The organism is Streptomyces sp. NPDC006925 (assembly GCF_042869575.1).
GTDB lineage: Bacteria > Actinomycetota > Actinomycetes > Streptomycetales > Streptomycetaceae > Streptomyces.
In genome coordinates, this window is sequence record NZ_JBIAGB010000020.1 from 31,090 (window position 1) to 44,412 (window position 13,323).

The 13,323-nt window shown below is 69.9% G+C and carries 12 protein-coding genes; 10 read left to right on the forward strand and 2 right to left on the reverse strand.

The genetic code is table 11. The features are described 5' to 3' along the window. The first annotated feature begins 85 nt into the window (after positions 1–85). Positions 86–787, forward strand: a complete 702-nt coding sequence (locus ACFYNS_RS23770) for an HAD family phosphatase (protein ID WP_075000446.1) — start codon at positions 86–88, stop codon at positions 785–787. A 401-nt stretch (positions 788–1,188) separates the two neighbouring features. Then, the gene (locus ACFYNS_RS23775) at positions 1,189–2,784 is read left to right on the forward strand and encodes an ABC transporter substrate-binding protein (protein ID WP_360295971.1); all 1,596 of its coding nucleotides are present in this window, start codon (positions 1,189–1,191) and stop codon (positions 2,782–2,784) included. A 120-nt stretch (positions 2,785–2,904) separates the two neighbouring features. Here the strand turns inward: ACFYNS_RS23775 and ACFYNS_RS23780 are convergent, their stop codons facing one another. Both ACFYNS_RS23780 and ACFYNS_RS23785 read right to left on the reverse strand, forming a co-directional pair. Continuing rightward, on the reverse strand, positions 2,905–3,576 hold the full coding sequence (locus ACFYNS_RS23780) for a response regulator transcription factor (RefSeq protein ID WP_019356404.1): 672 nt from the start codon (positions 3,574–3,576) through the stop codon (positions 2,905–2,907). 42 nt (positions 3,577–3,618) lie between these two features. Further along, positions 3,619–4,572, reverse strand: coding sequence for a RecB family exonuclease (locus tag ACFYNS_RS23785; RefSeq protein ID WP_360295974.1), 954 nt, complete (start codon positions 4,570–4,572; stop codon positions 3,619–3,621). 138 nt (positions 4,573–4,710) lie between these two features. Here ACFYNS_RS23785 and ACFYNS_RS23790 point away from each other — a divergent pair, with 138 nt between their 5' ends. The 8 genes from ACFYNS_RS23790 (at position 4,711) to prcB (ending at position 13,308) form a co-directional block, all read left to right on the forward strand. Next, positions 4,711–5,997, forward strand: a complete 1,287-nt coding sequence (locus ACFYNS_RS23790; RefSeq protein ID WP_360295977.1) for a site-2 protease family protein — start codon at positions 4,711–4,713, stop codon at positions 5,995–5,997. Positions 5,998–6,048: 51 nt separating this feature from the next. Beyond that, positions 6,049–6,954 carry a tRNA (adenine-N1)-methyltransferase gene (locus ACFYNS_RS23795; protein ID WP_360295979.1) on the forward strand — a complete coding sequence of 302 codons (906 nt, stop codon included), beginning with the start codon at positions 6,049–6,051 and terminating at the stop codon, positions 6,952–6,954. A gap of 221 nt (positions 6,955–7,175) precedes the next feature. Further along, positions 7,176–7,727, forward strand: a complete 552-nt coding sequence (locus tag ACFYNS_RS23800) for a hypothetical protein (protein WP_360295982.1) — start codon at positions 7,176–7,178, stop codon at positions 7,725–7,727. Positions 7,728–8,000: 273 nt separating this feature from the next. Then, positions 8,001–9,767, forward strand: coding sequence for a proteasome ATPase (gene arc / locus ACFYNS_RS23805; RefSeq protein WP_360295985.1), 1,767 nt, complete (start codon positions 8,001–8,003; stop codon positions 9,765–9,767). 230 nt (positions 9,768–9,997) lie between these two features. Then, complete coding sequence (gene dop, locus ACFYNS_RS23810) at positions 9,998–11,509, forward strand: depupylase/deamidase Dop (protein ID WP_360295988.1); 1,512 nt, start codon at positions 9,998–10,000, stop codon at positions 11,507–11,509. Positions 11,510–11,654: 145 nt separating this feature from the next. Next, the gene (locus ACFYNS_RS23815) at positions 11,655–11,873 is read left to right on the forward strand and encodes a ubiquitin-like protein Pup (protein ID WP_019356397.1); all 219 of its coding nucleotides are present in this window, start codon (positions 11,655–11,657) and stop codon (positions 11,871–11,873) included. A gap of 194 nt (positions 11,874–12,067) precedes the next feature. Continuing rightward, positions 12,068–12,511 carry an endonuclease VII domain-containing protein gene (locus ACFYNS_RS23820; RefSeq protein ID WP_388605031.1) on the forward strand — a complete coding sequence of 148 codons (444 nt, stop codon included), beginning with the start codon at positions 12,068–12,070 and terminating at the stop codon, positions 12,509–12,511. Continuing rightward, on the forward strand, positions 12,463–13,308 hold the full coding sequence (gene prcB / locus ACFYNS_RS23825; protein WP_360295991.1) for a proteasome subunit beta: 846 nt from the start codon (positions 12,463–12,465) through the stop codon (positions 13,306–13,308). The genes ACFYNS_RS23820 and prcB overlap by 49 nt, the downstream gene beginning before the upstream one ends. The last annotated feature ends 15 nt before the right edge of the window (positions 13,309–13,323 follow it).

Below are 13,323 nucleotides of genomic sequence, written 5' to 3' on the forward strand. Positions count from 1 at the left end.
ACCGGAGCCCTCCGGGGTTCCGGCGGAAGGGACGACCGGCCTTGTCGTCCCTTGTGGAGTCGTCGCTTTCGGGAGGTGTTCGCGGATGGCCGGTCCATCCCCCGCTGTCACCACGCTCACGGGTGAGGAGCCCGAGCTGCAGGCCGTACTGCTGGACATGGACGGCACGCTGGTCGACACCGAGGACTTCTGGTGGGACGCGGAGGTCGCGGTCTTCGCCGAGCTGGGGCACGAGCTGCGCGACGAGTGGCGCAGCGTCGTCGTCGGCGGCCCCATGTCGCGCAGCGCCGGCTTCCTGATCGAGGCGACCGCCGCCGACATCGGCCTGGAGGAGCTCAGCGTGCTGCTGAACGCCAGGTTCACCGAGCGGCTGGAGCGCGGCGTCCCGCTGATGCCCGGTGCCCGCAGGCTGCTCGCGGAGCTGTCCGCGCACCGGATCCCCGCGGCGCTGGTCTCCGCCTCGCACCGCACCGTCGTGGACCGCATGCTCACCTGGATCGGGCACGAGCACTTCGCCTTCACGGTGGCCGGGGACGAGCTGGCCCGCACCAAGCCGCACCCCGACCCGTATCTGACCGCCGCGCGCCGGCTGGGGGCCGATCCGGTGCGCTGCGCGGTGCTGGAGGACACCGCGACCGGGGTCGCCGCCGCGGAGGCCGCCGGCTGCCATGTGGTGGCCGTACCGTCCATCGCGCCGATCGAGCCCAAGTCCGGTCGCAGCATTGTGAGTTCACTCGAAGAAGTCGATCTCGAATTCCTCCGTTCGCGGATCATGGTCGCGCGCTGAGTGGATCTTTCCGCGGCGGTGTCATTCCGCTCGGGGCGGAGAATGCGTACCCGCGGGGCGCCGGAATCCGTTGTCCCGGGCTCGGCAGAATGTCGAACTCCGGTGTCCGGTGCGCAGATTGGTCCAGTGACGTTCATCACGCGCGAACCCCTCGACCCGCGGCAGGGGCTGTGGTGCCCCTGGGGCGGGAGGGAAGAATGTCCTTCCCTTGTGTCCGTATTGATGGAGTGACGCGGAAAACGTTCCCGCGTTCGGATAGCGGACAGGAAGGTGCTGGTTCCGGTGCGTGAAACCGGCTCCGTGGCCTGCGCTTCGAAAGTTGCCGCAGCGGACGATTAATGTCGGTGTACCGGCCATTCCTCCCTGCAGCAAACCCCGGCCGGCCGAGGAGATCGTCGACCATGAACCGTAAAACTGTGGTGCTGCCCGTGCTTGCCGCGGGAATGCTCACGCCGCTGCTCGCCGGATGCGGGTCCGAGAAGGGCGGGAGCGCGGGTGGCGACGCCATCGTCGTCGGCACGACGGACCACTTCGCGGTCGGCAAGGACGCGCCGGCCCCGTTCGACCCCGCGGCGGCCTACGACGTCGCGGCCTGGGGCGTCATGCGCAACACCTTCCAGACGCTGCTGCGCTTCCCGCGCACCGGCACCTCGCCGGTGATGGACGCCGCCGCAAAGTGCGGCTTCACCGACGTGGCGAACAAGGTCTACCGCTGCACGATGCGCAAGGGCCAGACGTTCTCCAACGGGCATACGCTGGACGCCGAGGATGTGGAGTTCTCACTGCGGCGGGTCAAGCGCATCAACCACAAGGGTGGCCCCGCCGTCCTCTTCAGCAACCTCGACCGCGTCGAGGCCGACGGCAAGAGCCACGTCGTCTTCCACCTCAAGCGGCCCGACGCGACCTTCCCGTACAAGCTGACCACCCCGGCCGCCGCCATCGTGGACAGCCAGACCTACCCGGCCGAAGCCCTCACCAAGGGCGACGCGCTGGTCGGTTCGGGTCCCTACGCGCTCGAGCACATCGACGCCGAGTCGGCCGTGCTGGCGAAGAACCCGCACTACAGCGGGGAACTGGAGCTGCGGAACAGTCGGATCGAGATGCGCTTCTTCGACGCCGCACAGGGCATGGAGAAGGCGCTCAAGGCCGGCGACATCGATGTCATGGGCAGGACCATCTCTCCCGACCAGGTCAGCCGGCTCGACGGGGCCCAGGAGCAGGGCGTCGAGCTGGTCGAGCAGCCCGGCCAGGAGATCCGCTACCTCGCCTTCGACACCGACGACCCGACCGCGGGCAAGAAGGCCGTCCGCAAGGCCATGGCCCAGCTGGTCGACCGCAAGAAGATCGTGCGGGACGCCTACGACCGCAGCACCGAGCCGCTCTACAGCATCGTGCCCGCCGGACTCCCGGCGCACCGGAACTCGTTCTTCAACACCTACGGCGAACCCAGCAAGGCCGCGGCCGAACGGACCCTGCGCGACGCGGGCATTGACAAGCCCGTCAAGCTCACCCTCACCTACACCACCGACCACTACGGCGGCGCCACCGCCGACGAGTTCGCCGTCCTCAAGAAGCAGCTCAACAGCAGCGGACTGTTCGACGTGCGCACCAAGGGCGTCAAGTGGGACACCTTCCGCCCGGCGGCGACGAACGGCAAGTACCAGGTGTGGGGCTACGGCTGGTACCCGGACTTCCCGGACGCCGACAATTTCGTCGCCCCCTTCTTCGAGAAGGACAACTTCCTCGGCTCGCCCTACACCAACCACGAGATCCGCGACAAGCTCGTGCCCAGGAGCCGCCGCCAGACCGAACGTTCCGCCACCACCGGCACCTTCGGCCGGGTCCAGGACATCGTCGCCAAGGACGTGCCGCTGCTCCCGCTCTGGCAGGGCAAGCAGTACCTCGCGGCCCGCGACGACATCACCGGCGTCGAATGGGCCCTCAACTCCTCCTCCGTGCTCCAGCTGTGGGAGCTGGGCCGCGGCCGCGACTCCTGACCCCGGCCGCCGCGCGGCAGTCGGCGAGCACGGCGCCACCGGCGCGGGCCGCGAGGCCCCGCCGGGGCACCGCGGCCCGCACCCGGCCGCTCGGCAGGCGGCTGATCCGCGGTGCGGCCGTCAGGCCGACCCGGGCCGGACCAGTCCGCTCTCGTAGGCGTACACCGCGGCCTGCACCCGGTCCCGCAGCCCCAGCTTGGTGAGCACGTGGCCGACATGTGTCTTGACCGTCGTCTCGCTCACGAACAGATCCGCCGCGATCTCCGCGTTGGACAGCCCCCGCGCCACCAGCTTCAGCACCTCCACCTCGCGTTCGGTCAGCTGGTGCAGGGTGTCCGGCACCGGCTCCTCGCCCGAGGGCAGCTTCCCCGCGTACTTGTCCAGCAGCCGGCGGGTGATGCTCGGCGCCAGCATCGCCTCGCCCGCCGCCACCACCCGGATGGCCTGCACCAGCTCACCGGCGGGTGCGTCCTTCAGGAGGAATCCGCTGGCACCGGCCCGCAGCGCCTCCACCACGTACTCGTCCAGGTCGAAGGTGGTGAGGACCAGGACCTTGGCCGGGCCGTCCTTGGCCGGCCCGGTGATTCGGCGAGTGGCCTCCACCCCGTCCATCCGGGGCATCCGGATGTCCATCAGGACCACATCCGGCTGCAGGGCCCGCACCTGGTCCAGCGCCTGCAGACCGTCCCCCGCCTCACCGACCACCGCTATGTCCTGCTCGGCCTCCAGAATCATCCGGAAGCCGGTGCGCAGCAGCGGCTGGTCGTCGACCAGCAGTACGCGGATTGCCACAGGAACTCCTCAACAGGACGGCAGCGGTCGCCCCATTCTCACTCAGCCGCCCCGCTGCCCGTCCGCTGGCCCCGCGCCCCGCACCTCGCCCGGGCCGGGCACCGCACCGCTGCCGGCCGCCGACTCGCCGGTGCCGCCCTCCTCGGCGGCCGGGCGGGGCTCGGGCAGCCGCGGCTGGATCGTCAGCGGATAGGGCGGGGGAGTGCCGCCGAACTCCGGGCAGTGCGCCTGATGGTCGCACCAGCCGCACAGCTTGCTCGGCCGCGGCCGCCAGTCGCCCGTCTCCGTCGCCCGTCCGATCGCGTCCCACAGCGCCAGCAGCTTGCGCTCGGTGGCCTGGAGATCGCCCTCGTCCGGGTCATAGGTCAGGACGTCGCCGCTGCCCAGGAAGACCAGCTGCAGCCGCCGCGGCACCACGCCGCGCAGCCGCCACAGCACCAGGGCGTAGAACTTCATCTGGAACAGCGGGCCCTCGGCGTACTCCGGGCGCGGCGCCTTGCCCGTCTTGTAGTCGACGATCCGCACCTCGCCGGTGGGCGCCACGTCCACCCGGTCGATGATCCCGCGCAGCCGCAGCCCCGAATCCAGCCGGGCCTCCACGAACAGCTCCCGCTCGGCGGGCTCCAACCGGGTGGGGTCCTCCAGGGTGAACCACCGCTCCACCAGCGACTCGACCTCGGCCAGCCACTCCGCCAACCGGGCCCCGTCCGAGGTGTCCTCCGCGAACAGCTCGGCCAGCTCGGGCCGCTTGGCCAGCAGCCGCTTCCACTCCCCGGGCACCAGCGAGCGGGCCCGCCGCGCGCTGCGCTCCGGCGCCGGCGCGTCGAAGAGCCGCTCCAGCACCGCGTGCACCACCGTCCCGCGGGTGGCGGCGGCGGAGGGCTTCTCCGGCAGTTTGTCGATCACCCGGAAGCGGTAGAGCAGCGGGCACTGCATGAAGTCCCCCGCCCGGGAGGGCGACAGCGAGGTCGGCGGTGTGGCCGCGCTGGTTCTCATGGGGGACGACCCTACGGCCCACCACCGACACCGGACACTTACCATCGACGGCAGACCCCTCGCGCCGGATGATCGCCGCACGGAGAACGCTGCGGCAGCCGCACGGCGCGAGGCGAGGGAAGCAGCAGAGGGGAACCCGTGGCGGACGAGGACAACGACGGGAAGCCGCGGTACGGCGGCTCCGGCGAGGGGAACGGTCCCGGGGGGCCGGAGCCCCGCCGGGCACTCCCTCGCACACCTGTACGCCCCGATGCGCCGGGCGGCGGCATCCTGATGGGCCGCCCCTTCGGCGTCCCCGTCTACGTCGCCCCCTCCTGGTTCCTCGTCGCCATCCTGATCACCTGGGTCTTCGGCGGCCAGCTCGACCGGGTGCTGCCCGGGCTCGGCGCCGTGCGCTACCTGATCGCGCTCTTCTTCGCCGTCGCCTTCTACGCGTCCGTCCTGGTCCACGAGCTGGCCCACACCGTCGCCGCACTCCGCTTCAAGCTCCCCGTCCGCCGCATCCAGCTCCAGTTCTTCGGCGGCGTCTCCGAGATCGAGAAGGAGTCCGAGACCCCCGGCCGGGAATTCGTCCTCGCCTTCGTGGGCCCCCTGCTCTCCCTCGTCCTGGCCGGCGTCTTCTACGTCGCGATGCGCGCCGTGGAACCCCGCACCGTGCCAGGCGTACTGCTGGCCGGCCTGATGATCTCCAACCTCCTCGTCGCCGTCTTCAACCTGCTGCCCGGCCTCCCCCTGGACGGCGGCCGGATGCTGCGCGCCGTCGTCTGGAAAATCAGCGGCAAGCCGATGACCGGCACCGTCGCCGCCGCATGGGTCGGCCGCGCGCTCGCCGTCACCGTCCTGATCGGCCTGCCGCTGGCCACCCACGCCGGCGGCCTGTCACGGGGCAGCGTCAGCGGGGTCGACTCCCTCACCGACGCGCTGCTGGCCGCCATCCTCGCCGCCATCATCTGGACCGGAGCCGGCAACAGCCTGCGGATGGCCCGGCTGCGCGAACGCCTCCCGCGGCTCCGCGCCCGCACCCTGACCCGGCGCGCCGTCCCCGTCGAGACCGACACCCCGCTCTCCGAAGCGCTCCGCCGCGCCAACGCCGCCGGGGCCCGCGCCCTGGTCGTCGTCGACGGCCGGGGCGATCCGCTCGCCCTGGTACGGGAGGCCGCCATCGGCTCCGTCCCCGAGCACCGCCGCCCCTGGGTCGCCGTCAGCACCCTCGCGCAGGACCTCAGGGACGGCATGCGGGTCCCCGCCGAGCTCGCCGGCGAAGACCTGCTGGAATGGCTCCGCGCCACCCCGGCCACCGAGTACCTGGTCGTGGAGGAGACCGGCGAGATCTACGGGGTGCTCTCCACCGCCGACGTCGAGCGCGCCTTCGTGGAGGCCATGTCCAAGCGCCCGGACCACACCCCGGCCGGACCGCCCGGCTGACCCCCGAGCCCTCCCCCCGGCAGCGCTCCGCGGACCGGCTAGGCTGTGCGCATGTCCGAACCGACCGGTGCCGCCCGCCGTCGCGGGCCCTTCAAGGTCGGGGACCAGGTCCAGCTCACCGACCCCAAGGGACGCCACTACACGATCACCCTCGAAGAGGGGAAGAGCTTCCACACCCACAAGGGAGCCTTTCCCCACGACGAGCTGATCGGTGCGCCCGAGGGGAGTGTCGTCCGTACCACCGGAAACGTCGCCTATCTCGCGCTGCGCCCCCTGCTCCCCGACTATGTCCTGTCCATGCCCCGGGGAGCCGCCGTCGTCTACCCCAAGGACGCCGGCCAGGTGCTCGCCATGGCCGACATCTTCCCCGGCGCCCGCGTCGTCGAGGCGGGAGTCGGCTCCGGCTCGCTGAGCACCTTCCTGCTCCGCGCCATCGGCGACCAGGGCATGCTCCACTCCTACGAGCGCCGAGCCGACTTCGCCGAGATCGCCCGGCAGAACGTCGAGCGCTACTTCGGCAGCCCCCACCCCGCCTGGACCCTCACCGTCGGCGACCTCCAGGACAACCTCGCCGACCCCGACGTCGACCGGGTCATCCTCGACATGCTCGCCCCCTGGGAGTGCCTCGAGGCCGTCTCCAAGGCCCTGGTGCCCGGCGGCATCCTGTGCGCCTACGTCGCCACCACCACGCAGATGGCGCGCATGGTCGAGTCGATCCGCGAGTTCGGCACCTTCAACGAACCCCAGGCGTGGGAGACGATGGTGCGCAACTGGCACATCGAGGGCCTCGCCGTTCGCCCGGACCACCGCATGATCGGCCACACCGGCTTCCTGCTCACCGCTCGCCGACTGGCCGACGGGGTCGAGCCGCCGCTGCGCCGTCGCCGCCCCGCCAAGGGCGCCTACGGCGAGGACTACACCGGTCCCGGCAGCCAGTCCGGGGGCCGCGCCTCCTAGGCCGGGTCTTCAAAGCCCCGTCTGCCCGGCGGCGCCCGCGCGACACGCCCGCTGCCCCGCACCCGGACCGAACCCGGGTGCGGGGCAGCCGCGTTGAGCGGCCCGGCAGGATCAAGGGGACCCAGCCGTTCCGCGACGGTGTGACCTGTGGCACCATGCGAGACACCTCCTCTTCGCGTCCTCCCCGCGTCCGCCTCGCACCGCTCCAGGAGTCACCCCGAGTGACGGAACTGCCGCACACCCGTACCCGCACGGCCCACTGGCTCGCCACCGCCGCAGCACTCGCCGCGGTCCTCGGCGGCACGGCGCTCCTGCGACCCGCCACCGCCACCCCCGTCCCCACCGGCACCGGCCGGGCCCCCGACCCGGCCCGCGCCCACTACCCGCTGGACTGCGGCCGGGGCGCGGCGAAGCCGGAGGTGCTGGACACCGCCTCCGCCGATTTCGACGGCGACGGCGTCACCGAGACCGTCGCCGTGGTCCGCTGTCGGGCCCACGGAGGCACCCCGCCCAGCGCCGTCTACGTGCTCGCCGGCTCCGCCGCCGACCGGCCGCCGCGGCTCGCCGCCGCCCTCGTCGAGCAGCGGGAGGGCATGTCGGTCCAGGATCTGGCGGTGCGCGGCACCACAGTCTCCGCCACCCTCCTCGGCTACTCCTCCGCCGACGTGCCGCGCTGCTGCCCCGACCGGCGGCGCAAGGTCAAGTGGGAGTGGCACGAGGGGAAGTTCGCCCTCCGTCCCGGCCCCGTGGCGGGCGGCGGCGTCCGCGTCTGAGGGGTTCCGCGCGCCGTCGGCCGGGCCCGCCGCCTCGAATCCTGCTCGGGTCCCGCTCGGGCCGAAACAGCGCCGTACTGGACGGGTGTTGAACGTCTCGACACCGCAACCGGTCGCTTTCAGATGGTTGTGGGTGGGTATTCCCAGTCCTGAGGGAGTGCGCAAGGGTGAAGATCGGACACACCCCGACCGTCTTTGTGATCTAGGGGTTTCAACCCGCACCGGCCCAGGTAGGGTCGAAGCGTCCAGCTCCCCCTGGAGGAGGTGAGGACCGTGGCAGCCCACGACGACGACACCAACCGCGGCGCCCGGCCCGGTCGGGGTTCCGAAGACCCGTCCGGCCAGGTCGCCTACCTTGAGCAGGAGATCGCCGTCCTGCGCCGCAAGCTCGCCGACTCTCCGCGGCACACTCGTATTCTCGAGGAGCGGATCGTCGAGCTGCAGACCAACCTGGCCGGTGTGTCCGCCCAGAACGAGCGGCTCTCCACCACGCTCCGCGAGGCGCGTGACCAGATCGTGGCCCTCAAGGAAGAGGTCGACAGACTCGCCCAGCCACCCGCGGGCTTCGGCGTCTTCCTGCAGGCCAACGAGGACGACACGGCCGACATCTTCACCGGCGGCCGCAAGCTGCGGGTGAACGTCAGCCCGAGCGTCGACCTCCAGTCGCTCCGGCGCGGCCAGGAGCTCATGCTGAACGAGGCGCTCAACGTGGTCGAGGCCATGGAGTTCGAGCGCGCGGGTGACATCGTCACCCTCAAGGAAGTCCTGGAGGACGGAGAGCGCGCCCTGGTCGTCGGCCACACGGACGAGGAGCGTGTGGTGCGCCTCGCCGAGCCGCTGCTGAACGCCACGCTGCGGGCCGGCGACGCCCTGCTGCTGGAGAGCCGCTCCGGCTACGTCTTCGAGGTCGTGCCCAAGAGCGAGGTCGAGGAGCTGGTCCTCGAAGAGGTCCCGGACATCGACTACACCAAGATCGGTGGCCTCGGCGGCCAGATCGAGCAGATCAGGGACGCGGTCGAGCTTCCCTATCTGTACCCGGACCTCTTCCGGGAGCACGAACTGCGTCCGCCCAAGGGCGTCCTGCTCTACGGCCCGCCCGGCTGCGGCAAGACGCTCATCGCCAAGGCGGTGGCCAATTCCCTGGCCAAGAAGGTCGCCGAGGTGACGGGCAAGCCCCAGGGCAAGAGCTACTTCCTCAACATCAAGGGCCCCGAGCTGCTCAACAAGTACGTGGGCGAGACGGAGCGGCACATCCGCCTCGTCTTCCAGCGGGCCCGGGAGAAGGCCAGCGAGGGCACACCCGTCATCGTCTTCTTCGACGAGATGGACTCCCTCTTCCGCACCCGCGGCTCGGGGGTGAGCTCGGACGTGGAGAACACCATCGTCCCGCAGCTCCTCTCCGAGATCGACGGCGTGGAGGGGCTGGAGAACGTCATCGTCATCGGCGCCTCGAACCGCGAGGACATGATCGACCCGGCGATCCTGCGTCCCGGCCGGCTGGACGTGAAGATCAAGATCGAGCGTCCGGACGCCGAGGCCGCCAAGGACATCTTCTCCAAGTACCTCACCTCGAACCTGCCGCTCCACGCCGACGACGTCGCGGAGCACGGTGGCAACGTGGAGGCCGCCTGCGCTGCGATGATCCAGTCGGTCGTGGAGCAGATGTACGCGGAGTCGGAGGAGAACCGCTTCCTCGAGGTCACCTACGCCAACGGTGACAAGGAGGTCCTGTACTTCAAGGACTTCAACTCCGGAGCGATGATCGAGAACATCGTCGGCCGGGCCAAGAAGATGGCCATCAAGGCGTTCCTGGACCACAACCAGAAGGGTCTGCGCGTCTCCCACCTCCTGTCGGCCTGCGTGGACGAGTTCAAGGAGAACGAGGACCTGCCCAACACCACCAACCCGGACGACTGGGCGCGCATCTCCGGCAAGAAGGGGGAGCGGATCGTCTACATCCGCACCCTCGTCACCGGCAAGCAGGGCGCGGACACCGGCCGGTCCATCGACACCGTCGCCAATACCGGTCAGTACCTGTAGCGAGATCCGGTTCCGGCTGCGGGTCCCCGCCCGGGGTACCCGCAGCCGGATTGTTTCCCGGAGCGAAGAGGAATTCCGCAGAGTGATCTCCCCACTCCTCTCCGTGCGTCATAGGCTTTCCCCACTGCCGCGACGCGCAGTGCGCAGGAGGGGGCCGCACACGGGACGGATGCGCAGCGGGACTTGAACGGCTGTCCACCGGCGGGCGGCCGTCAGGCAAGGAGGGAAGCATGACCGTACGGCGCGTAATGGGCATCGAGACCGAGTACGGCATTTCCGTGCCCGGTCACCCCAACGCCAATGCCATGCTCACCTCGTCCCAGGTCGTCAACGCCTACGCGGCGGCGATGCACCGGGCGCGGCGCGCCCGCTGGGACTTCGAGGAGGAGAACCCGCTGCGGGACGCCCGCGGCTTCGACCTGGCCCGCGAGTCGGCCGACGCCAGCCAGCTCACGGACGAGGACATCGGGCTGGCCAACGTCATCCTCACCAACGGCGCGCGGCTCTACGTCGACCACGCCCACCCCGAGTACAGCGCGCCCGAGGTCACCAACCCGCGGGATGCGGTGCTGTGGGACAAGGCTGGCGAGCGGGTGATGGCGGAGGCCGCCGAGCGGGCGGCCGAGGTCCCGGGGACCCACCCGATCCACCTCTACAAGAACAACACCGACAACAAGGGCGCCTCCTACGGCACGCACGAGAACTACCTGATGAAGCGGGAGACCCCCTTCTCGGAGATCGTCCGCCATCTGACGCCCTTCTTCGTGTCCCGGCAGGTCGTGTGCGGTGCGGGACGGGTGGGGCTGGGCCAGGACGGCAGCGAGCACGGCTTCCAGCTCAGCCAGCGAGCCGACTACTTCGAGGTCGAGGTCGGACTGGAGACGACACTCAAGCGGCCGATCATCAACACCCGGGACGAGCCGCACGCCGATGCCGAGAAGTACCGGCGGCTGCACGTGATCATCGGGGATGCCAACCTCTCGGAGATCTCCACCTACCTCAAGGTGGGCACGACCTCCCTGGTGCTGTCCATGATCGAGGACGGGTTCATCGCCGTGGACCTCGCCGTCGACCAGCCCGTCCGCACCCTGCACCAGGTCTCACACGATCCGACACTCGAACGGTTGATCACTCTCCGCAACGGTCGGACACTGACCGCGGTACAGCTCCAGATGGAGTACTACGAGCTGGCCCGCAAGTACGTCGAGGAGCGCTGGGGCACCGACGCGGACGAGCAGACCCGCGACGTGCTGACCCGCTGGGAGGACGTGCTCGGGCGGCTCGAGCGGGACCCGATGAGCCTGGCCGGCGAGCTGGACTGGGTCGCCAAGCGGGAGCTGATGGAGGGCTACCGGCGGCGCGACAGCCTCGACTGGGATGCGCCCCGGCTGCATCTCGTGGATCTCCAGTACGCGGACGTGCGCTCCGACAAGGGCCTCTACAACCGCCTGGTGTCCCGCGGGAGCATGCAGCGGCTGCTGTCCGAGGAGGAGGTCAAGGAGGCCGCCTTCAAGCCCCCTGAGGACACCCGGGCCTACTTCCGAGGCCGCTGTCTGGAGCAGTACGCCGACGACGTGGCCGCCGCCTCCTGGGACTCGGTCATCTTCGATCTCCCCGGCCGTGACTCTCTGCAGCGGGTCCCCACTCTGGAGCCGCTGCGGGGTACCCGTAACCACGTCAAGGAGCTGCTGGACCGCTGCCGCACCGCGGAAGAGCTGGTGAAGGTGCTTTCGGGCGGCTGAATCGCGGCTATTCGGTGCCCGGTCCGGGAATCATCGAGGTGGTTGCCGGACGTTGTCACAACGAAGGAGCCGAAGCCGGTCCCGGCTTGTAGGGTCTGATCTTGTACGTTCCGCGTACACCACCGAACCGAGCGGGGTGAGGGATATGGCGACCAAGGACAGCGGCGGCGGACAGCAGAAGTCCACGCGTCACACCGAGGAGACCGAGGAGGAGACCCAGGACGCACAGGTCTCCGAGGACCTCAAGGAACGCCAGGAGGCACTCTCCGACGACGTGGACTCCGTACTGGACGAAATCGACGACGTGCTCGAGGAGAACGCAGAAGACTTTGTGCGTTCCTTTGTCCAAAAGGGTGGACAATGACATCCCCTTCAAAGTGAAGGGTGATCCTCGTGAAGGAAGAGGAAATCAAGAACTGCCCGCGTTGTGAGCGTTGCCTGTTCCCGGCGGCGTTCGGGCGTCACCGGGGGCGGACCGACGGTTTGCAGGACCACTGCCGACCGTGCGCTCGTGCGTACGCACAGCAGTGGGACCAGCGGAAGCGGCGCGAGCGGCGCATGCTGAAGTACCCCCCGGTGCCGACTGGTTCCCAACCGTGCCGTTCACGTGGGGAGGTGAAGTCGTTCAGCGAAGGGCATCGCAATACGACTGCTTCGGATGCTCTCTCCACTCGGTGCAAGAAGCGCCGAGCAGTTGACGGACGGGCCGGACACCTCAAACGCACCTACGGTACGACCGTCGAGCAGCGCCAAAGTCCGCTGGATGGCCAGTTCGGCATCTGCCCGATCTGTCTCAGGCCCGCTCCCGAGCATGCTCCTGAGCATGTGGACCACGATCATGAGACGGGTAGGGTCCGGGACGTACTGTGCTTCAGCTGCAATGCCGCACTGGGGCAGTTCAGGGATCGGCCGGACGTCATGCGGCGTACGGTCGCCTACGTGGAAGGAAACGTGTGGAAGCCGAAATTCGTAGCACCGGGCGTCTACCTGCTGCCTTCCTGACGCCAGGGTCGTCGTCGTTCATGGATTTCCTGTCCGACCACGCGCCGGAGCAGTTGCCGGGAAGCCGGCCGCTGCCTCCCGTGGAAGGTGCCGTGCAGGCGCCACACGGCACCACGATCGTGGCCGCGACCTTCGCCGGCGGTGTGGTGCTTGCCGGGGACCGGCGGGCGACGATGGGCAACGTCATCGCGCAGCGGGACATCGAGAAGGTCTTTCCCGCAGACGAGCACTCCGCCGTGGGCATTGCGGGCACCGCGGGGCTGGCGGTGGAGATGGTGAAGCTGTTCCAGCTCGAACTGGAGCACTTCGAGAAGGTGGAGGGCTCCACCCTCTCACTGGAGGGCAAGGCCAACCGGCTCTCCACGATGATCCGCGGCAACCTGGGCATGGCCATGCAGGGGCTGGCCGTGGTGCCGCTGTTCGCCGGCTTCGATCTGGACCGCGGCGCGGGCCGGATCTTCTCCTACGACGTGACGGGCGGCCGCTCCGAGGAGCTGGGCTTCGCCGGTGTCGGCTCCGGCTCGGTCTTCGCCCGCGGCTCGCTCAAGAAGCTCTACCGGGCCGAGATGACCCAGGAACAGGCCGCCACCGTGGTCCTCCAGGCACTCTACGACGCCGCCGACGACGACTCGGCCACCGGCGGTCCGGACATGACGCGCCGCATCTACCCGGTGGTGGTGACCATCACGGAGGACGGCTACCGCAGGCTGGGCGAGGAAGAGGTCTCCGGGCTGGCGCAGACGGTGCACGACGGCCGCCTCCGGTTGCCCAACGGGCCGCAGGCCCCCGTCTCCTAGAGCACTCATTCGGAC

Coding starts and splice junctions, on each gene's coding strand:
- ACFYNS_RS23815 (WP_019356397.1), top strand. CDS start 11,655: ATGGCGACCAAGGACAGCGGCGGCGGACAGCAGAAGTCCACGCGTCAC.
- ACFYNS_RS23785 (WP_360295974.1), bottom strand. CDS start 4,572: ATGAGAACCAGCGCGGCCACACCGCCGACCTCGCTGTCGCCCTCCCGG.
- ACFYNS_RS23775 (WP_360295971.1), top strand. CDS start 1,189: ATGAACCGTAAAACTGTGGTGCTGCCCGTGCTTGCCGCGGGAATGCTC.
- ACFYNS_RS23820 (WP_388605031.1), top strand. CDS start 12,068: ATGCTGAAGTACCCCCCGGTGCCGACTGGTTCCCAACCGTGCCGTTCA.
- dop (WP_360295988.1), top strand. CDS start 9,998: ATGACCGTACGGCGCGTAATGGGCATCGAGACCGAGTACGGCATTTCC.
- ACFYNS_RS23795 (WP_360295979.1), top strand. CDS start 6,049: ATGTCCGAACCGACCGGTGCCGCCCGCCGTCGCGGGCCCTTCAAGGTC.
- ACFYNS_RS23770 (WP_075000446.1), top strand. CDS start 86: ATGGCCGGTCCATCCCCCGCTGTCACCACGCTCACGGGTGAGGAGCCC.